Origin of the sequence: Streptomyces sp. NPDC006283 (assembly GCF_040613325.1) — a bacterium.
Lineage (GTDB): Bacteria > Actinomycetota > Actinomycetes > Streptomycetales > Streptomycetaceae > Streptomyces.
Window position 1 is genome coordinate 1 of the sequence record NZ_JBEXRZ010000060.1, and the last position, 20,523, is coordinate 20,523.

General features: G+C 71.5%; 11 protein-coding genes. 7 read left to right on the forward strand and 4 right to left on the reverse strand.

Annotated features, from left to right (window positions below):
* Positions 1 to 197: 197 nt before the first annotated feature.
* From ABZ070_RS15240 to ABZ070_RS15250, 3 genes are all read right to left on the reverse strand, one after another.
* A complete protein-coding gene (locus ABZ070_RS15240) occupies positions 198 to 1,793 on the reverse strand; it encodes an alpha/beta fold hydrolase (protein WP_356633839.1) in 1,596 nt (531 codons plus the stop codon).
* 95 nt (positions 1,794 to 1,888) lie between these two features.
* On the reverse strand, positions 1,889 to 3,442 hold the full coding sequence (locus ABZ070_RS15245) for an alpha/beta hydrolase (protein WP_356633841.1): 1,554 nt from the start codon (positions 3,440 to 3,442) through the stop codon (positions 1,889 to 1,891).
* Positions 3,443 to 3,630: 188 nt separating this feature from the next.
* A complete protein-coding gene (locus ABZ070_RS15250; RefSeq protein ID WP_356633843.1) occupies positions 3,631 to 6,294 on the reverse strand; it encodes a lysylphosphatidylglycerol synthase domain-containing protein in 2,664 nt (887 codons plus the stop codon).
* Positions 6,295 to 6,518: 224 nt separating this feature from the next.
* On the opposite strand from ABZ070_RS15250, the gene ABZ070_RS15255 reads away from it, so the two are divergent.
* The 6 genes from ABZ070_RS15255 to nudC all read left to right on the forward strand — a co-directional run bounded on the left by ABZ070_RS15255 (position 6,519) and on the right by nudC (position 17,765).
* On the forward strand, positions 6,519 to 6,869 hold the full coding sequence (locus ABZ070_RS15255) for an MGMT family protein (protein WP_356633845.1): 351 nt from the start codon (positions 6,519 to 6,521) through the stop codon (positions 6,867 to 6,869).
* 158 nt (positions 6,870 to 7,027) lie between these two features.
* Positions 7,028 to 10,519, forward strand: coding sequence for an ATP-dependent DNA helicase (locus ABZ070_RS15260; protein WP_356633847.1), 3,492 nt, complete (start codon positions 7,028 to 7,030; stop codon positions 10,517 to 10,519).
* Between the two features lie 103 nt (positions 10,520 to 10,622).
* Positions 10,623 to 11,774 (forward strand): hypothetical protein, encoded by a 1,152-nt coding sequence (locus tag ABZ070_RS15265; protein ID WP_356633849.1) that lies wholly within the window; start codon positions 10,623 to 10,625, stop codon positions 11,772 to 11,774.
* Positions 11,775 to 11,907: 133 nt separating this feature from the next.
* Complete coding sequence (locus ABZ070_RS15270; protein WP_356633851.1) at positions 11,908 to 15,369, forward strand: ATP-dependent DNA helicase; 3,462 nt, start codon at positions 11,908 to 11,910, stop codon at positions 15,367 to 15,369.
* 10 nt (positions 15,370 to 15,379) lie between these two features.
* On the forward strand, positions 15,380 to 16,777 hold the full coding sequence (locus ABZ070_RS15275; protein WP_356633853.1) for a dipeptidase: 1,398 nt from the start codon (positions 15,380 to 15,382) through the stop codon (positions 16,775 to 16,777).
* A gap of 37 nt (positions 16,778 to 16,814) precedes the next feature.
* The gene (gene nudC, locus ABZ070_RS15280) at positions 16,815 to 17,765 is read left to right on the forward strand and encodes an NAD(+) diphosphatase (protein WP_356633855.1); all 951 of its coding nucleotides are present in this window, start codon (positions 16,815 to 16,817) and stop codon (positions 17,763 to 17,765) included.
* 43 nt (positions 17,766 to 17,808) lie between these two features.
* Here nudC and ABZ070_RS15285 read toward each other — a convergent pair whose 3' ends face one another.
* Positions 17,809 to 18,048 carry a mycoredoxin gene (locus tag ABZ070_RS15285; protein WP_356633857.1) on the reverse strand — a complete coding sequence of 80 codons (240 nt, stop codon included), beginning with the start codon at positions 18,046 to 18,048 and terminating at the stop codon, positions 17,809 to 17,811.
* 94 nt (positions 18,049 to 18,142) lie between these two features.
* On the opposite strand from ABZ070_RS15285, the gene ABZ070_RS15290 reads away from it, so the two are divergent.
* Complete coding sequence (locus ABZ070_RS15290) at positions 18,143 to 20,392, forward strand: ATP-dependent DNA helicase UvrD2 (protein ID WP_356633859.1); 2,250 nt, start codon at positions 18,143 to 18,145, stop codon at positions 20,390 to 20,392.
* Positions 20,393 to 20,523 lie beyond the last annotated feature (131 nt).

Sequence of the window (20,523 nt, forward strand, 5' to 3'; positions counted from 1 at the left end):
AGATCCATGGCCGCCCTGACGATGCGGTCCAGCACCACCGGCAGCTCCAACTCCCGGCTGACTGCCATGACCGCGTCCAGCAGGGCCTGCAACCGCGGTCCGGGGCCCTGTCGCATCCAGGCCCTCGACAGCGGCCCCTGTCGCTCCGGGTAGGGCTCTGTTGCGAGCGGACGCGGTCGGGTCGCAAGCGGACGCGGTCAGGAGGTGCAGGTCTTGCCGTTCTGCGGCAGCTTGCCGTCGAGCAGATACGCGTCCACGATCTGCGTCACGCAGCTTCCGGTGCCGTACGCGCCATGGCCCTCGCCCTTGTTGGTGATCAGCACGCCGACGCCGGGGCCGAGCTCGTCGGCCATCTTCTGCGCGCCCTCGTACGGGGTCGCCGGGTCGCCCGTCGTGCCGACCACCAGGATCGGGGCCGCACCCTTCGCCGAGACCTCCGGCGTCTCCCACTCACCGGGCACCGGCCACTTCGCGCACCAGCCGGCCAGATCCCAGGCCAGGTACGGACCGAAGACCGGGGAGACCGCGGTGAATTCGGCGAGATGGCGGGATCGCACCTCGGCCGGTGAGACCCGGCCCACGGCGTCCGCGCAGGATATGGCGCGCTGCGAGTGGTTCTGCGTGCCGTAGTGACCCTTGTCGTCACGGTCGTTGTACGCGTCGGCCATCAGCAGCAGGCCGGTGCCGTCGCCGTCCTCGGCGGCTGCGAGCGCCTGGGTCAGATACGTCCAGCTGTCCTGGGAGTACAGCGGCTGGATGATCCCGGTCAGTGCCAGCCCCTCGGTGAGGGGCCGGCCGTCATCCGTGGGCAGTGGCCTGCGGTCCAGCTCGGCGAGCAGCTTCACGATGCTCTCGGTGCCGTTCTCCGCGCTGATGCCCCGGCTCGCGAAGTAGTTCTCCAGAGCGCGCTGGAAGCCGCGTGTCTGGTTGCGCGAGTGCCCGGCGTAGTCGGCGGAGGGGTCGACGACCGCGTCGAGGACGAGCCGCCCCACGTTCTTGGGGAACAGGTGGGCGTAGACGCCGCCGAGCTCGGTCCCGTACGAGAAGCCCAGGTAGTGCAGCTTCTCGTCGCCGAGGACCTGGCGTATCAGGTCCATGTCGCGTGCGGCGTTCGCCGTGCCGACGTGCGGGATGACCCGGCCGGACCGCTCGGCGCAGCCCGCACCGAAGGCAGCCGAGTCGTCCATGTAGATCTTCTCCTCCGCGGGGGTGTCCGGGGTGGAGTCCAGAGCAAGCGACTTCGCCGTCTCCGCGTCGTCCCGGCAGACCACCGCGCTACTTTCCGCCACCCCACGCGGGTCGAAGCCCACCAGGTCGTAGCGGCTGTGCAAGCTGTCGAAGCGCGGAGCCGCACCCGGCAACGCGGCCACACCGGAGGCGCCCGGGCCGCCGAAGTTGAAGAGCAGCGAGCCAATGCGCTTCCCCGGGCCCTCCGTCTTGGAGCGGATCAGGGCGATGCCGACGGTTTCCCCTGTCGGCTCGCGGTAGTCCAGCGGGGCCTCGAGAGTGGCGCACTGCCACCGGCTGCCCGGCGCCTTCGCGTAGCTCCCCTGTGCCTTGGTGGGTGCCCCGCAGGTCTGCCAGTCCAGCTTCTGGCCGGTCAGAGCGGCCGGGAGAGCGGGCCGCGGAGCATCGGGCGTGCCCGCCGCCTCCGGTGTGGGAGCGGGGGAGGCGGAGGGGGCACCGCCCTTGCGGTCGTCGGTCCCCTCCTCCCCGCTGCCGCATCCGGTGGCCGAGCCGGCCAGGAGGAGCGTCGTTGCGGCCAGGGCGGCCACTCTCACGGGAAATCTCATCTCACGCTCCCTGGGACGGAGAAGCCATGTTCGACATTGTGTGGCGGAAGTTGCGGGGGTTGCCAGAGTTGCGGAAGTTCTGGGAGTTGTCGGGGCTACTTGCACACCGTCCCGTCGGCGGGCGCCTTGCCGTTCAGCAGGTAGGTGTTCACGATTCGCTGCACACAGGTGCTGCTGCTGTACGAACCGTGTCCCTCGCCCCGGTACGTGACCTGGACACCGACGCCCTTGCCCAGCGCCTCCGCCATGGCTTTCGTGCCCTTATAGGGGGTGGCGGGGTCGCCGGTGTTGCCGACCACGACGATCGGGGGCGCGCCGGGTGCGGAGACGTCCGGGTGCTCCCAGGTGCCCGGCACCGGCCAGGCGTTGCAGCTGGCCTGCCCCCAGGCGAGGTTCTCGCCGAAGACGGGAGAGGCCTTGCGGAATGCGGGCACCATGGCCTTGGCCTGGTCCAGTGTGTAGCGCTCTTTGTCATCGACGCAGCCGATGGCCGCGCCCGCCGCCTGGATGTTGCTGTAGGTGCCGTTCTCGGAGCGTCCGTTCATCGCGTCGGAGAACGCCATCAGCAGTGCTCCGTCGCCACCTTCGGCCTCGTCGAGGGCCTGTTCCAGCAGCTCCCAGTACTCCTGCGAGTAGAGGGTCTGAAGGATGCCGTCCGTTGCCTGGCCCTCGGTCAGCATCCGCTCCCCGAGGCCGGGGATGGGCTTCTTGTCGAGCCGGTCGAGGAAGGCGATGATCCAGTCCTGGATCTCCTTGACGGTGGAGCCGGGGAGCCGACAGGCGTCGCCGCGCTCGAGGCAGTCCTCGGAGAAGTTGGTGAGCGCCAGCTGGAAGCCCTTCACCTGGCCGATCGCGCGCTGCACGGTGTTCTGCGTCGGGTCGACGACGGCGTCGAAGACGGCCCGTCCGACGTTTTTGGGGAACAGGTGGGCGTAGACGCCGCCGAGCTCGGTGCCGTACGAGATGCCGAAGTAGTACAGCTTGTCGTCGCCGAGGACCCGGCGCATCAGGTCCATGTCGCGGGCGGCGTTGATGGTGCCGACGTACGGCAGCTCGTTGCCCGAGTTCTCCTCGCAGGCCCGGCTGAACTTCTCAATGCCCTCCTGGTACGCCGCCTCCTCCGCGGCGTCGTCGGGTGTCGGGTCCTCGGCGGCCTGTTCGTCGAGCTGTTTGTCGTCAAGGCACTGCACGGGAACGCTGCGGCCGACTCCGCGCGGGTCGAAGCTCACCAGGTCGTACCGGGCACGCAGATCGTTGTAGTCCTGGGCGAGGGCGGGCAGGGTGTGCACGCCGGAGGCGCCGGGGCCGCCGAAGTTGAAGACGAGAGAGCCGATGCGGTTCTTCGTGTCACGGGCCTTGGCCCGGATGAGGGCCAGCTCGATCGTCTCGCCGTCGGGCTTCGCGTAGTCGAGCGGGACATCCATGAACGAGCACTCCCACTGCGTCCCCCCGGGCAGCGGCGACGGCTTCGGCCCGCCGCCCTCCGCTTCCGAGGGGGCGGGGCACGGCTGCCAGTCCAACTGCTGGGCGGCCAGGTCCTTGGGCCGGTCCTCGTCCCCGCTGCCGCCGTCGGAGCACCCGGCGACCAGCAGCACGGCTGTGGCGGTGGCGGCCGCCGCGGCGCGGGCGGCGGAGGAAGTTGTCGGCATGCCGCCATCGTGCGCCGCGCCGGCTTGCTCCGCACGGGCGACGGTCCATGCGGGTGGAGGTGACATTGCTGGGCCGTACGGGTGACTTCCGGTCGGATTGTGCGTGCTCCCCGGGTCGGTTCGCATGCCGGTCCCGGGCCCGATCGTTGGCCGCCCGACCGTGCGTCAGCCCCCGTCCGGGCCGCGTGTCACAAGTAACCCTTGCGTGTGAGGTGCGTGAAGGCGAGCCAGCCCGGCAGGACCGGCAGCCACAGCGTCATCGTCCGGTACAGCAGCACGGCGGGGGTGGCGACCGCGGCGGGCACCCCCACGAGCACCAGACCGCCGATCAACGCACCCTCGACGGCGCCCATACCGCCCGGCGTCGGCGCGGCGGAGCCCAGCGCGTTGCCCGCGAGGAACACCACGGCGATGCTCGCGTAGCTCACCTGCTGGTTGCCGCCGTCGAACGCCCGGACCGACGCGTCCAGGCAGAGCACGAACACGCACGTCAGCAGGAGCATCCCGCCGATGCCCGTGAGCAGCTTCACCGGCCGCTGCAGCACGTCGAGCAGGCGCGGCACCACACCGGCGAACAGCGAGCGCAGCCTGGTCGACACGAACTTCCGCAGGAACGGGATCGCCGTGACCACCAGCACCAGTACGGCGACCGTCAGCAGCCCCGCGATCACTGTCCTGGAAGGGGTGAGCGACGCCGTCTTCTCCGTACCGGTCAGATAACCGAACGAGAGCAGCAGCAGGATGTGCGCGCCGAGACCGAAGAGCTGCGAGGCGCCGACACTGGCCACGGCCAGACCGGGCCGGACGCCCGACCGCTGGAGGAAGCGGGTGTTGAGTGCGACACCGCCGACCGCCGCCGGAGCGACGATCTTGACGAACGACCCGGCGACCTGCGCGAGAACGGTACGCAGGAACCTGATCCTCTCCGGCACGAACCCGAGCAGGCTCATCGCCGCGGCGAAGTAGCTGAGCACGGAGAAAAGGAGCGCGGCCGCCACCCAGCCCCAGTGGGCGTTGGCGAACATCGTGCCGAAGTCGAAGTCGGCGATCTGCGACAGCAGGAAGTACGCGGCGACGGCGCCGGCGATGCAGCTGACGAGCGTCCGCGGCCTGATCCGCTCCAGACGGACCGGCTCGACGGGGGCCTGCGGCCTGATCAGGAGGACCTGTCGGCGGATCTGGGAGAGCAGGTCCTCTTCACGGGCCTCGTCCATGGCCTCGTCCAGGGCACGCTTGTCGGCCTGCTTCTCCGCACGCTCCACCTTGCGGGCGGTCTTGCGGTCGTCGGTCGGCGGCTCCTCGTTACGCGCCCGCTTCGCGGCCCGTGAGGCCTCCAGCACCGCTTCTCGTTCGCGGTGGGCCCGTTCGCGCGCCTGCTGGCGCAGGGTGGCCCGGGTGGAGCGGCTCAGCGCGATCGGCTGGAGCAGGGGGAGGCAGTCGGCGACCTTGTCCGGGCCGAGCACCTCGACGGCGGCGGCCACCGAGCGTTCCGCACCCACCCGCAGACCAAGGGTGGTCAGCAGCTGGGCGATGTCCATCCGCAGCACCACGTCGCCGGCCGCGATCTCGCCGCCGCGCAGATCCGTGAGGATCACCTTGCCGTCCGGGTCCACGAGGATCGCGTCCCCCGCGAGCCGGCGGTGGGCGATGCGCCGTGACTGGAGCGCCTTCACCTGCCGCCAGGCGCCGCGTACGACGTCGTCCGTGAGCTCTTCATGGGGCAGGGAGTCGAGGGAACGGCCGCCGGAGTGCTCGTACACGAGCATCACGGCGTCGGGGCCGAGTTCGGAGGTGGCGATCAGTTTGGGGGCGTTGGCGCCGGCGGCGATCGCCGCGTAGGCCAGCAGCGCCTCCTGCTCCAGCGCCTGACGCAGCGACTGGATGGAGCGGCGGGTGGTGATGGAGCGCAGGGTCAGCCGGCGCCACACCCGGTAGAAGAAGCCTTGCGCCTGCTGCTCGCGGTCGACGACGGTGACGTCGAGGGGCGGCCCGTCCTCGAGCGACACCAGATAGCGGCGGCCGCGGTCCGTGTCCGCGTTCTCCGCGGCGTCCTCCTCCGCCCGCATGGCGGTCACCGGACGGAAGCCGACATGACGCAGACCGGCGAGCAGGTTCTGGCCGGTGGGCCGGACGTTCGGTGAGCCGACGGCGTAGAGGGTGCCGTAGGCGACGGTCCAGCCGAGCAGCACGGTGAGGAGGATCGAGAACGGGGTGGTGTAGCCGGCGACCAGCATCGCGAACGCGTCGAGGAGCAGCACCACCCACAGCACCACGCGCCAGCGGGGTCTGCGGGCCATGCCGACGGCGGTCATGTAGGCGATGACCGGCGCGAGATAACCGTGCACCGGATCGGTGAGCGCACCGCCCGTCTGCGCCTGGGTCAGGGCGTCCTGGAGGCTGCCGGGCGCGCTCTTGGCGACCCAGAGGTCGGTGGCGAGGGTGACCCCATGGGCGAGGACGGCGGCGAGCACACCGTCCGCGATCCGCAGTCCGTCCCGTTTGACCAGCCGCTCGATGGCGAACGCGACCGGGACGAGCAGCACGGCGATGCTGGACGCCAGGCCCGCGATCTTGACCAGCAGGTCCGGGGCCTGGCCGGTGCCCTTGCTGATGTCCTGCTCGAGGCCTGTCGTGGTGCCCTGTGCGAACGCGGCAACGGCCAGGACGATGGCGATCAGCATGATGCCGATCAGCAGCCGCATCAGGTCCGACGGGCGGTGCACGCGCGCGGCGAGCAGGGGCTCGTCCCCGGAGACCCGGTCCGCGTGGGCCACCTCGGCGCCCGTTCCCGCAGCCGGCTTCTTCGGGTCCGGCTCGGGGTCAGGGGCGCCTGCTGCCTTCGAAGGCTGCACGCCCTGCTCCTTCGCCGTCTCGGTCTCTTCTTGATCTCGTATCACCAGTCACCGCCCGCACGATGGTGGCACGACCGGGCGACAGAGGGGGGCATCAGGGTGCATCGCGGTGACGCGAGGCGCGTACCGTACACCTTTTTGCCGCTTGCGGAACGTTTCGCCCGCTGTGAGATGCGGACTTCTCGGCCACGGCATTGTCGGTGCCGTGCGGCAGGATGGGTCGGATGGACGAGCTGCCTGAATACGCCGAGCGGGTTCTGGAGGTCGCCGAGCGGATCCCGCCGGGCCGGGTCATGACCTACGGGGACGTCGCGGAGTGGCTCGGCGAGTCCGGGCCCCGCCAGGTCGGCCGAGTCATGGCGCTGTACGGCGGCGCCGTGCCGTGGTGGCGTGTCGTGCGCTCCGACGGAGTGCTGCTGCCCGGCCACGAACTGCGCGCCCTGGAGCACTACCGCGAGGAGGGGACACCGCTGCGCGGGGCATCCCGAAGCGCCGAGGGGCACATGCCGCGCCTCGACATGAAACGGGCGCGCTGGGACGGCGTCGGACCGCACGGCGACGAAGCTCACATATGACAGCTTCCGCCAAGCGGCACCTGCACGGCGAGTGCGGGGACCGTACAGGGCAGGGGACGCAGTCGCCGCCCGCACGCGGTGCCCTGGCGTAGCGTCATCGGCGCGCGGCACCGACCGCGATCTCACCACCAGCACACCCACCAGGACCGGCGAACCACGTGAGCTCCTCCTCCACCACCCGGCTTACGGCGTACCCGCAGCAGGTACGCCGGGGGTCCACGGGTGCGTACCGGCTGGTGCGAACCCCTCCGGGCCGCGTGGATCCCCCTGTGCTGGACGCAGCTCAGCGCGCGGTGGTTGACCACCGCGAAGGGCCACTGCTGGTTCTCGCCGGCCCCGGCACCGGGAAGACGACCACGCTGGTGGAAGCCGTCGCCGCGCGCATCGCGCGAGGCGCGGACCCGGCTCGCATCCTGGTCCTCACCTTCAGCCGCAAGGCGGCGGTGGAGCTGCGGAACCGGATGGCGCTGCGGCTGGGGGACATGCGCGGACCGCAGGCGACGACGTTCCACTCGTTCTGCTACGCGCTGGTCCGGGCGAACCAGGACGCCGACCTGTTCTCCGAGCCGCTTCGGCTGCTGTCCGGGCCCGAGCAGGACGTCACCGTACGCGAACTGCTCGCCGGCCAGATCGGCCTGCCCGGCGTGAACTGGCCCGACGAGCTGCGGGCCTGCCTCACCACGCGCGGCTTCGCCGACGAGGTGCGTGCGGTTCTGGCCCGCAGCCGCGAACTGGGCCTCGGCCCGGACACCCTCGCCCGTTTCGCGGCCCGCACCGGCCGGCCCGACTGGGAGGCGGCCGCGTCGTTCCTCGCCGAGTACCTGGACGTCCTGGACCTGCAGGGCGTGCTGGACTACGCGGAACTTGTGCACCGCGCCGTGCTGCTGGCAGAGGAGGTGGCCCTGCCCGCCTACGACGCGGTCTTCGTGGACGAGTACCAGGACACCGACCCGGCCCAGGTGCGGCTGCTGCGGGCGCTCGCGGGCGGCGGGCGGACGCTGGTCGCCTTCGGCGACCCGGACCAGTCGATCTACGCGTTCCGCGGCGCCGACGTGAACGGCATCCTCGACTTCCCCGATGCCTTTCCGAAGGCGGGCGGCAGCCCGTCGGACGTGGCGGTGCTGACCACCTCCCGGCGCAGCGGGGCGGCCCTGCTGGACGCGACCCGCCTCCTCACCCGCCGGATGCCCCTGACGCGGCTGCCGTCCGAGAAGGTGCGGGCGCACCGCGAGCTGTCGGCGGTCCGCAAGGGCGGCCGCATTGAGGCCTACACCTATCCGACGGCGTCGACCGAGCTGGACAACATCGCGGACATCCTGCGCCGCGCGCACCTCGAGGAGGGCGTCCCCTGGCACGACATGGCGGTCCTCGTCAGGGCGGGCGGTCGTACGATTCCGTCGATCCGGCGCGCCCTGACGTCGGCCGGCGTCCCGCTCGAGGTCGACGGCGACGACGTCGCACTCCGCCACGAGCCCGCGGTGGCGCCGCTGCTGACGGCTCTCCGCACGGTGGCCACGGCCGCCGCCCGCCGCAGCGCGGAGACGGAGGCGGCGGAGGGGGCGGACGCGAACGCGGACGCGGGGACGCGTATGGGGTCGGCGGAGGGCGTGGCACCCGCGGCCGAATCCGGGTCCGCGTCCGGGTCCACGGCCCCGGCCGAATCCGGGTCCGCGGCCGAGTCCACCGCCTCCGCCGAATCCGGGTCCGCGTCCGAACCGACCGCCTCCGCCGAATCCGGGTCCGCGTCCGAGTCCACCGCCTCGGCCGAACCCACCTCCTGGATCGACACCGACACCGCGCTCACTCTCCTCGGCTCGCCCCTCGGCGGCATGGACTCCGCAGACCTCCGCCGTCTCGGCCGGGCGCTGCGGGACGAGGAACGGGCGGGTGGCAATGCGCTGCCACCGCCGTCCGACCAGCTCCTCGCCCGCGCGCTCGCCGAGCCGGAGCGCCTCGTCGCGCACGACCCCGCGTACGCCCGGGGTGCCCAGCGGCTCGGCGCGCTCCTGCGCACGGCGCGCGAGCTCCTCGAGGGCGGCGGCACCGCGGAGCAGGCCCTGTGGCACCTGTGGGACGGCACTCCCTGGCCGCAGCGCCTGGAACGCGCCGCGTTCCGCGGAGGCGCGGGCGGACGCAACGCCGACCGGGACCTCGACGCCGTCTGCGCACTCTTCGAGACGGCGGCCCGGGCCGAGGAGCGCACCGGCGGCCGCGGGGCGCTCAACTTCATCGAGGAACTCGAAGCACAGGACATAGCGGCCGACACCCTCGCCAAGCGCGAGGTCCGCCCCGACGCCGTACGGCTGATGACCGCGCACCGTTCCAAGGGCCTGGAATGGGGCCTCGTCGTCGTCGCCGGAGTACAGGAAGGCCTGTGGCCCGACCTCCGACGACGGGGTTCCCTGCTGGAAGCCGACCGTATCGGCCGCGACGGTCTCGCGGAGCCGCTCACCCCCGGTGCCCTGCTGGCCGAGGAGCGCCGGCTCTTCTACGTGGCCGCCACCCGAGCCCGCGACCGGCTCGTCGTCACCGCGGTCAAGGCCCCGGCCGACGACGGCGACCAGCCTTCCCGCTTCCTTGCCGAACTGGGCGCGGAGCCGCGTGACATCACCGGCCGGCCCCGCCGCCCTCTTGCCGTCGCCGCGCTCGTCGCCGAGCTGCGTGCGACCACCGTGGACCCGGAGGCGTCCCCCGGGCTGCGGGAGGCGGCGGCCCGCCGGCTCGCCCGGCTTGCCGCACTGAGCGACGACGACGGGCAGCCGCTGGTGCCGGCGGCTCATCCCTACCGCTGGTGGGGCCTGTACGACGTCACACACAGCACGAAGCCGCTGCGCGACCGAGACCAGCCCGTCACTCTCTCCGGGAGCGCACTGGACCAGCTGGCCAACAGCTGTGCCCTCCAGTGGTTCCTGGGCCGTGAGGTGAAGGCCGACGCCCCGGCGACCGCAGCCCAGGGCTTCGGCAACGTCGTGCACGTCCTCGCCGACGAAGTGGCCTCCGGTCGCAGCCCCGCCGATCTCGCCGTCCTCATGGAACGTCTCGACTCGGTATGGAACGCGCTGGTCTTCGACGCCCCCTGGAAGTCGCAGCAGGAGAAGGGGCACGCCCGCGTCGCGCTCGAACGCTTTCTGCGCTGGCACGTGATGGACCGCGGCACCCGCACCCCCGCCGCCACCGAGCACGACTTCGACGTGACCTTGCGGGCGGGCGAGTTCGAGGTGCGCATCCGGGGCTCGATGGACCGCGTCGAGCAGGACGACCAGGGTCGCGCCTACGTCGTCGACTTCAAGACGGGCAAGCAGACGCCGACCAAGGACGAGGTCGCCCGCCACCCCCAGCTCGCGGTCTACCAGCTCGCCGTGCGTGAGGGTGCGGTCGATGAGGTCTTCGGCGGGCGCCGCCCCGAGCCGGGCGGTGCCGAACTGGTGCAGCTGCGTCAGCCGGCCGCCAAGAAGGAGGGCGGCGACGCCCTGCCCAAGGTGCAGGCACAGGAGGCGCTCGCGGGGGAGTGGGTGGGCGATCTGCTCGCCACCGCGGCCGGTCGTGTGCTCGACGAGCGCTTCACGCCCTCCACCGGGCAGCACTGTGCTCACTGCGCTTTCCGCGCCTCGTGCAGCGCGCAGCCGGAGGGCCGCCAAATAGTGGAATGATCGGTGATTTGTCCGGGTTCGCCACATTCGCAGGGAATCCAATGGAGTTCAGGCCGCCGCAACGGGCTGCGGCGGCCGATCCGGATCTGCGAGGAGAAACAACATGACGGCCAAGCGGAAGTCCCTGGCGAGGGTGGTGGCCTGCGCGAGCGTCATCGTCGTACTGACGGGCTGCACCCGGGGCGGTGACAGTGACATCAAGGCCAAGGGTGTCTCGGGGGAGCAGCAGGGGCAGGTGACCGCCACCAGCGGCTCGCTGGCCGGCCTGGACGCGGGGCAGATCGCCGACAAAGCGGTGGCGGCCACGAAGGACGCCAAGTCGCTGAAAATGGCGGGCCGGATCGAGAAGGAGGGCGAGCCGGTCTCCATCGACCTCGCCCTGGACGCCGAGAACTGCACCGGTCTCCTCGGAGCCAAGGGTGGCAGGGCGGAGCTCCGCAAGGTGGCCAAGGCCATGTACCTCAAGGGCGACGAGCAGTTCTGGAACGCCACTCTGCAGGAGCGTTCCCCCGACTCTCCCGGCGGCAGCGGCGGCGGCGCGCTCGTCGAAATGATGAAGGGCCGCTGGATCACGTTGCCCGCCGGGACCATCGAGGCCATGGACCGCGTCTGCGACCTCAGAGCCGTCTTCTCCGAGATGGACATGGACGAGGCGGACCGCAAGCAGATGACCAACGGGCCGGACGCCCAGGTGGACGGCGTCCCCACAGCGACCCTTGTGAAAAAGGCGGAGGGCAGGACGACGACCGTCCATGTCGCCAAGGAAGGAAAGCCGCACATCCTCAAGATCGTCAAGACGGGTGGCACCGAGACCGGCACCATCCTCCTCTCCGACTACGGCAAGCCGGTGGAGGTCAAGGCACCGCCGGCCGGTGAGGTCGTCGATCTCGAGAACCTGACCGGAGGCGCCGGCTTGGGCACGGGCTTTGAGGCAGGTGAGTCCCAGACAGGCGAAGCGCCGCAGGCCGACGAGTCGGACACGGGCGAATCAGGCACGGGCGAGTCGGGCACGGGCGAATCGGGTGAGTCGGCGGCGGGTGACGAAAACGGCCAGGACACCGGATCCGAGCGCGGCACGGGCTCGGACACCGGCGCGAGCACCGGCAGCGAGGCCGACTCCGGAACCGGCACGCGAACGGAGTCCGGCGCCCGCGCCGAGTCCGGTAGCGCGTCCGGAGGCCACGCCGATGCCGACACCGATGCCGACACCGGTTCGGGCGCCGGTACGGCCGCGGACGGCCCGAGCGACTCCTGAACCGCCCGCCGCCCGGAGCGCTCGGCGCCGTCTTTCGGCGGGCCCCGGCCGCCCGGCACGCAGACGGTCGGACATCAGGTGGCCGGACATATGGGGACCACTGCTGTCAGTGGTCCCCATTAGCCTCTACGGGGTGACCGCACGTATCTCCGATCCCGAGCAGCTCAAGGAGCTCCTCGGGATCCCCTTCACCCCGGAGCAGACGGCCTGCATCACCGCGCCGCCCGCCCCGCAGGTCATCGTGGCCGGAGCCGGTTCGGGGAAGACGACGGTCATGGCGGCACGCGTCGTGTGGCTCGTCGGCACCGGCCAGGTGGCACCCGAGCAGGTCCTCGGTCTGACCTTCACCAACAAGGCCGCGGGAGAACTGGCCGAGCGCGTCCGCGCCGCTCTCGTACGGGCCGGGGTCACGGACCCCGATGTCATCGACCCGGACAACCCTCCCGGCGAGCCCCGCATCTCGACCTACCACGCCTTCGCCGGCCAGCTGCTCACCGACCACGGCCTGCGCATCGGGCTCGAGCCCACCGCGCGGCTCCTCGCCGACGCCACCCGCTATCAGCTCGCCGCGCGCGTACTGCGCGAGGCCCCCGGGCCGTACCCGGCGCTCATCCGCTCCTTCCCGTCGCTGGTCAGCGACCTGCTGGCGCTCGACGCGGAGCTTGCCGAGCATCTCGTCCGCCCCGACCGGCTGGCGGCGTACGACACCGAGCTCCTGCGCACCCTTGAGGGCGCCCGGCTCAGCAACGCCGACCTCCGCAAGGTTCCCGAGGCCGCCGAAGCCCGCCGCGAACTGCTCGACCTGACGCTCCGTTACCGTGCGGCCAAGCGGGAGCGGGATCTTCTCGACTTCGGCGACCAGATCGCCCTCTCCGCCGAACTGGCACTCACCCGGCCCGAGGTCGGCGCCGTCCTGCGCGACGAATTCCGGGTCGTGCTGCTCGACGAGTACCAGGACACGTCCGTGGCACAGCGGCTCCTTCTTTCCGGCCTGTTCGGACAGGGCACGGGACACGCGGTCACCGCCGTCGGCGATCCCTGCCAGGCGATCTACGGCTGGCGCGGAGCGTCGGTCGCCAACCTCGACGACTTCCCCGTCCACTTCCCGTACGCCGACGGCAGTCCCGCCACCCGCTACTCGCTCAGCGAGAACCGCCGCAGCGGGGGCCGGCTGCTGCACCTCGCCAACGGCCTCGCGACCCCCCTGCGCGCCATGCATGAGGGAGTCGAGGCGCTGCGGCCCGCCCCCGGCGCCGAGCGGGACGGCATCGTGCGCTGCGCGCTGCTGCCGACGCACGCCGACGAGATCGAGTGGCTCGCCGACTCCATCGCGCACCTGGTACGCACGGGCAAGGAGCCGGGCGAGATCGCGGTCCTGTGCCGAACCGCAGAAGACTTCCCCGAGATCCAAGGCGCCCTCGTCGCGCGCGACGTCCCCGTCGAGGTCGTCGGCCTGTCCGGGCTGCTGCACCTGCCGGAGGTCGCCGATCTGGTGGCCGTCTGCGAGGTCCTCCAGGATCCGGGTGCCAACGCCTCGCTCGTGCGTCTGCTCACCGGCCCGCGCTGGCGGATCGGTCCTCGCGACCTGGCGCTGCTCGGCCGCCGTGCCCGGCTGCTGGTTCACCGCGTCTCCGTCGACGAGGACCCCGACCAGCGCCTCGCTGCGGCCGTCGAGGGCACGGACCCCGCCGAGGTCGTTTCGCTCGCCGACGCGCTCGACACGTTCCTGGAGTCGGCCTCGGGAGAGGACGACGGCCTACCCTTCTCGGCCGACGCGAGGATCCGCTTCGCCCGCCTCGCCGCCGAACTGCGCGACCTGCGCAGATCCCTGTCCGACCCGCTCATGGACGTGCTGCACCGGGTGCTCTCCACCACCGGCCTCGAGGTCGAACTGTCCGCCTCCCCGCACGCGCTGGCCGCCCGCCGCCGCGAAACCCTCGCCAACTTCCTGGACATCGCAGCCGGTTTCGCCGCGCTGGACGGAGAAGCGACGCTGCTGGCCTTCCTCGGCTTCCTGCGCACCGCCGCCCAGTACGAGAAGGGCCTCGACAACGCACTCCCGGGCGGCGAGAACACGGTCAAGGTGCTCACCGCGCACAAGTCCAAGGGCCTGGAGTGGGACGTCGTCGCCGTCCCCGGCCTCGTCGCCAAGCACTTCCCGAACGACCGGGCGCGCGAGGCCTGGACCTCGCAGTCCAAGGTCCTTCCGCACGCCCTGCGCGGCGACGCGGACACGCTCCCGGACGTCGAGTCGTGGGATGCACGGGGCCTGAAAACATTCAAGGAATCGATGCAGGACCACCAGCACACGGAGGAACTCCGCCTGGGCTACGTCACCTTCACCCGCCCCCGCTCGCTCCTCCTCGGCTCGGCCCACTGGTGGGGCCCCAGCCAGAAGCGCCGACGCGGTCCCTCGGCGTTCCTCCAGGCGCTGTACGACCACTGCGAGCAGGGGTACGGCGAGATCGAGGTCTGGGCGGAGGAGCCGGCCGAGGACGCGGAGAACCCGTCACTGGATGCGGCCACCGCCGACCAGGCCTGGCCTCTGCCGCTCGACCCGACCTCGCTCACCCGCCGCCGGGCGGCGGCGGAAACGGTCCTGGCGCACCTCGAGACGCTGTCCTCGGCCGCTTCTGGCGAGCCGGACGCAGCGGCCCCGGCGTCGGCCGCCTACGCAGAGCCGCAGGCCCGGACCGCGCCTTCCGCCGCCGCCGACGAGTGGGACTGGCCAGCGGACGCCCCGCCGGAGGACGAGGCACCGCCCCCCTTCGACGATCCCTTCGACGAACTCCCGGACGCCGCCGTGCCCGGCCCCCGCATACCTGCCGACCCGCCTCCTCCCCTGCACACGGAGAAGGCAGGGGCCGAGCCGGACACCCCGCTCACACCCGAAGACGCCCGTACCGTCGCCTCCTGGGATCGCGACCTCGACGCGCTCGCCGGCGAGCTGCGCCGTACCCGCGCGACCGTCCGCGACGTCCTCGTCCCGCCGTCCCTGTCCGCCTCCCAGCTCCTGCGCCTTGCCGCGGACCCCGACGGCTTCGCCAAGGAGCTCGCCCGCCCCATGCCGCGGCCCCCGCAGCCGGCGGCCCGCAGAGGCACCCGGTTCCACGCATGGGTGGAGTCGCGCTTCGAGGAACTCCCCCTGCCCATGCTCGGTCCCGACGAGCTCCCCGGCGGCGCCGACGAGCACGACATCGCGGACGAGCAGGATCTGGCGGCGCTCAAAGAGGCCTTCGAACGGACCCCGTACGCACGCCGCACCCCCCACCGCGTCGAAGCGCCGTTCCAGTTCACCCTCGCCGGCCGCGTGATCCGGGGCCGTATCGACGCCGTGTACCGGACGGGGGAGGGAACGTACGAGATCGTCGACTGGAAGACCGCGCGCAACGGCGCTGCCGACCCCCTCCAGCTCGCCGTCTACCGCGTGGCATGGGCAGAACAGCACGGAGTACCGCTCGACGCCGTGACCGCCGCGTTCGTCTTCGTACGCACCGGCGAGGTCGTACGTCCCGACGGCCTTCCCGACCGCGCGGGGCTGGAGCGCATCCTGCTGGATGGGACGGCCGACGAGTCCGGTGCCGGGGCCCGTTAGGCTCAGGAGCATGAGCGACACCCCGGACAGCGCCGTCCGTACGTACATCCAGCAGCACCGCGCCGCCTTCCTCGACGACCTCGCCGAGTGGCTGCGCATCCCGTCGGTGTCGGCGCAGCCCGAGCACGACGCGGACGTACGGCGCAGCGCCGAGTGGCTGGCGGGCAAGCTCACGGCGACCGGCTTCCCGGTCGCCGAGATCTGGCCCACCCCCGGCGCCCCCGCGGTGTTCGCCGAGTGGCCGTCCGGCGACCCCGACGCGCCCACGGTGCTGGTGTACGGCCACCACGACGTGCAGCCCGCCGCCCGCGAGGACGGCTGGCACACCGACCCGTTCGAGCCGCAGATCGTCGACGGCCGGATGTACGGGCGGGGCGCCGCCGACGACAAGGGCCAGGTGTTCTTCCACACCCTCGGGGTGCGCGCACACCTTGCCGCCACGGGGCGCACCACCCCGGCCGTGAACCTGAAGATGCTGATCGAGGGCGAGGAGGAATCGGGCTCCCCGCACTTCCGCGCACTGGTCGAGTCCCACGCCGACCGGCTCGCCGCCGACGCCGTGATCGTCTCCGACACGGGCATGTGGTCGAAGAGCACCCCCACCGTCTGCACGGGCATGCGGGGCCTCGCCGACTGCGAGATCGCCCTGTACGGCCCCGACCAGGACATCCACTCGGGGTCGTTCGGCGGAGCCGTCCCCAACCCCGCGACGGTCGCCGCCCGTCTCGTGGCCGCGCTGCACGACGAGAACGAGCAGGTCACCGTCCCCGGCTTCTACGAAGGCGTCGCGCCCCTCACCGACGCCGAGCGCGAGCTCTTTGCCGAGCTCCCCTTCGACGAGGAGACCTGGCTGCGCACCGCCACGTCGCACGGCATCCTCGGCGAGGCCGGCTATTCCACACTGGAGCGCATCTGGGCACGCCCGACGGCGGAACTGAACGGCATCGGCGGCGGTTACCAGGGACCCGGCGGCAAGACGATCATCCCTTCGTCCGCCCGGCTCAAGCTGTCCTTCCGGCTGGTCGCGGGGCAGGAACCGGACAAGATCGAGCGCGCCGTCACCGACTGGGTCGCCTCCAAGGTGCCGGCCGGTATCCGTCACGAGATCGTCTTCGGTGCGGCCACCCGCCCCTGCCTGACCCCGCTGGACCACCCGGCACTCCAGTCGGTCGTGCGGGCGATGGGCCGCGCCTTCGACGGACAGAAGATCCGCTTCACCCGCGAGGGCGGCTCGGGACCCGCCGCCGACCTCCAGGACGTACTGGCGGCGCCCGTGCTCTTCCTCGGCATTTCCGTACCGTCCGACGGCTGGCACGCACCGAACGAGAAGGTCGAGCTGGATCTGCTCCTCAAGGGCGTGGAGACCACCGCCCATCTGTGGGGCGACATGGCCGAAGCCCTTCGCTGAATCGCATCCCGAAACCCCCGGGGGAGTTGGAAGAACTGTGAGCACCAACAGCTACGCCGATGCCGCAAGCCGTCCGATCGGTCTCACCGCGTCGAGCGGCATCGACCGCGAGGCGCACAACCGCCTCGACGAGGCCTGGCTCGCGGCGGCGTGGAGTCACCCCACGACCCGGGTCTTCGTGGTCTGCGGCGGGCAGGTGCTGATCGACGACACCACCGACGGCCGCACCGAGCTGGTCATGACACCGGCCTTCGAGGCACCGGTCACCGAGACGCACCGCTACTTCCTCGGCACCGACGAGGAAGGAGTGCGCTACTTCGCCCTCCAGAAGGACGCCCTGCCGGGGCGCATGGACCAGTCGGCGAGGCCCGCCGGGCTGCGTGAAGCCGGGCTGCTGCTGTCGCCGCGCGACGCGGGGCTCATGGTGCACGCGGTCGCCCTCGAGAACTGGCAGCGACTCCACCGCTTCTGCTCCCGCTGCGGCGAGCGCACCGTCATCGCAGCCGCGGGCCACATCCGCCGCTGCCAGGCGTGCGGCGCCGAGCACTACCCCCGTACCGACCCCGCCGTGATCATGCTCGTCACCGACGACGAGGACCGCGCCCTCCTCGGCCGTCAGGTGCACTGGCCGGAGGGACGCTTCTCGACGCTGGCGGGCTTTGTGGAGCCGGGGGAGTCGATCGAGCAGTCGGTGCGCCGAGAGGTCCGCGAGGAGGTCGGCGTCGACGTCGGAGAGGTCGAGTACATCGCCAGCCAGCCGTGGCCCTTCCCCTCGAGCCTGATGCTGGGCTTCATGGCGCGCGCCACCTCGTCGCACATCGAGGTGGACGGCGAGGAGATCCATGAGGCGCGCTGGTTCTCCCGGGAAGACCTGCGGGCCGCGTTCGAGTCCGGGGAGGTGCTGCCTCCCTATGGGATCTCGATCGCGGCCCGCCTCATCGAGCTCTGGTACGGCAAGCCGCTGCCCAAGCCCGGTGACGTCGTCTGAGGGACCCGTCCGCGGGACCGGCGCCCTCACCTGTTGGGGGCGCTCAGACCACCTTCTGCTTGACCTGGGCGAGCGAGGGGTTGGTCAGGGTCGAACCGTCGGGGAACAGCACGGTCGGCACGGTCTGGTTGCCTCCGTTCGCCTTCTCGACGAAGGCTGCCGACTCAGGGTCCTGCTCAATGTTGATCTCGGTGTAGGCGATGCCTTCGCGGTCCATCTGGCTCTTCAGCCGACGGCAGTATCCGCACCAGGTGGTGCTGTACATCGTCACAGTGCCCTGCATCGTCTCTCGTGCTCCTCAGGTCTCGGGGCGGGGGTGTGTCATCACCTCGGGCTAGAACGTAACGGACCCGGCGGCGATTCCCGGCACCGGTGTGATGCGGTTCGTACGACCAATCACGCACCCCTGTGGACAACCGCCGCATCCGTCCCGGCCGACCTGGCAGCATGGCGGGGTGACAGCAGCAACGCACTCCTCCCTTTTCCCGCAGGTTCCCGAGTCGGCGGACGCCGTGCTCGAGGGGCTCGACCCCGAGCAGCGCGAAGTGGCGACCGCTCTGCACGGGCCGGTGTGCGTGCTGGCCGGAGCCGGCACGGGCAAGACGCGCGCGATCACCCACCGCATCGCGTACGGGGTGCGCGCAGGGATACTCCCGCCCGCCAGTGTGCTGGCCGTCACGTTCACCAACCGCGCCGCCGGAGAGATGAGAGGCCGGCTGCGCCAGCTCGGTGCGGGCGGTGTCCAGGCGCGTACGTTCCACTCCGCCGCCCTGCGTCAGCTGCAGTACTTCTGGCCGAAGGCGGTCGGCGGCGAGCTGCCCCGGCTCCTCGAGCGCAAGATCCAGCTGGTGGCGGAGGCCGCGGCCCGCTGCCGTATCCGCCTCGACCGCAATGAGCTGCGGGACGTCACGGGCGAGATCGAGTGGGCCAAGGTCACCCAGACCGTTCCCGGCGACTACCCGGCCGCGGTCGCCAAGTCGCTGCGCGACGCTCCTCGGGATCCCGCCGAGATCAGCCAGGTCTACGGAATGTACGAGCAGCTCAAGCGGGACCGGACGGTGATCGACTTCGAGGACGTGCTGCTGCTCACCGTCGGGATCCTCCAGGACCGGCATGACATCGCCGACCACGTCCGCCGCCAGTACCAGCACTTCGTCGTCGACGAGTACCAGGACGTGAGCCCGCTCCAGCAGCGCCTGCTCGACCTGTGGCTCGGCGACCGGGAGAACCTGTGCGTGGTCGGCGACGCCAGCCAGACGATCTACTCCTTCACCGGCGCCACCCCCGACCACCTGCTGAACTTCCGCACCCGCCACCCCGGCGCCACCGTGGTCAAACTGGTCCGGGACTACCGCTCCACACCGCAGGTCGTCCATCTCGCCAACGGCCTGCTCGGCCAGGCCCGTGGCCGGGCCGCAGAGCACCGCCTCGAGCTGATCTCCCAGCGCGACCCCGGCCCCGAACCGGCCTACGTGGAGTACGCGGACGAGCCGGCCGAGGCGGAGGGCACCGCACGCCGCATCCGCGACCTGATCGCTGCCGGTGTCCCGGCCGGCGAGATCGCCGTGCTGTACCGGATCAACGCCCAGTCCGAGGTCTACGAGCAGGCACTGGCCGACGCGGGCGTGCCCTACCAGCTGCGCGGGGCCGAGCGTTTCTTCGAGCGGCAGGAGGTGCGCGAGGCGGGAATCGCCCTGCGCGGCGCCGCCCGCGCCGGGGGGAACGACGCGCTGCTCGACGACGCCGAGGATCTGCCGGCCCAGGTGCGAGCCGTCCTGTCCACCAAGGGATGGACCACCGAGCCGCCCGCCGGTTCCGGTGCGGTGCGCGACCGCTGGGAGTCGTTGGCGGCCCTGGTCCGCCTTGCCGAGGACTTCGTGCGGGTCAAGCCGCAGGCGAGCCTCGCCGAACTGGTCGCCGAGCTGGACGAGCGGGCAGCCGCCCAGCACGCGCCCACCGTCCAGGGGGTCACGCTCGCCTCCCTGCATTCGGCCAAGGGCCTGGAGTGGGACGCGGTGTTCCTCGTCGGGCTCACCGAGGGCATGATGCCGATCACCTACGCCAAGACCGACGAGCAGGTCGAGGAGGAGCGCCGGCTGCTCTATGTGGGCGTTACGCGGGCCCGGCTGCATCTTTCCCTCTCCTGGGGGTTGTCGCGGTCCCCCGGCGGTCGGGCCTCGCGCCGGCCTACGCGCTTTCTGAACGGCATCCGTCCCGGTTCCGCCGCGGCCGGGCCGCGGACAGCGGGCGGCGCCGGCGGCATCGAGCGCGGCAGCGGCCGCCGCAAGCGGCGCGGTCCCGTCCAGTGCCGGGTGTGCGGCAAGACGCTGACGGACGCCGGGGAGATGAAGCTGATGCGTTGCGAGGACTGCCCCTCCGACATGGACGAGGCGCTGTACGAGCGGCTGCGCGAGTGGCGCTCGGACCAGGCCAAGGAGCTGGGCCAGCCCGCGTACTGCGTCTTCACGGACAAGACCTTGATGGCCATCGCGGAGGCTGTGCCGGGCAGTGAGCACGAACTGGCGGGCATCTCCGGGGTCGGTGGCCGCAAGCTGGACCGCTTCGGTGCCGATGTTCTGGCCATCTGCGCAGGTGAAGAGCTTGAGGCGGTCGCCGAGGACGACTGATACAAACTCGTCGAAAAAATAGTTTGCGCGCGCCCCAGCCAGCCCCATAGGTTCTTAACCACGAGAACAGCGGCTTCTCTGAAGCCCTGTCTTCGTGCTGTACTTATCCGAATAGTGTGACCGGCTCGTCC

What these genes read in the sequence shown, in the direction of transcription:
- ABZ070_RS15240 (WP_356633839.1), bottom strand. Translation starts at nt 1,793, where the DNA reads ATGAGATTTCCCGTGAGAGTGGCCGCCCTGGCCGCAACGACGCTCCTC.
- ABZ070_RS15245 (WP_356633841.1), bottom strand. Translation starts at nt 3,442, where the DNA reads ATGCCGACAACTTCCTCCGCCGCCCGCGCCGCGGCGGCCGCCACCGCC.
- ABZ070_RS15255 (WP_356633845.1), top strand. Translation starts at nt 6,519, where the DNA reads ATGGACGAGCTGCCTGAATACGCCGAGCGGGTTCTGGAGGTCGCCGAG.
- ABZ070_RS15265 (WP_356633849.1), top strand. Translation starts at nt 10,623, where the DNA reads ATGACGGCCAAGCGGAAGTCCCTGGCGAGGGTGGTGGCCTGCGCGAGC.
- ABZ070_RS15275 (WP_356633853.1), top strand. Translation starts at nt 15,380, where the DNA reads ATGAGCGACACCCCGGACAGCGCCGTCCGTACGTACATCCAGCAGCAC.
- ABZ070_RS15285 (WP_356633857.1), bottom strand. Translation starts at nt 18,048, where the DNA reads ATGCAGGGCACTGTGACGATGTACAGCACCACCTGGTGCGGATACTGC.
- ABZ070_RS15290 (WP_356633859.1), top strand. Translation starts at nt 18,143, where the DNA reads ATGCGGTTCGTACGACCAATCACGCACCCCTGTGGACAACCGCCGCAT.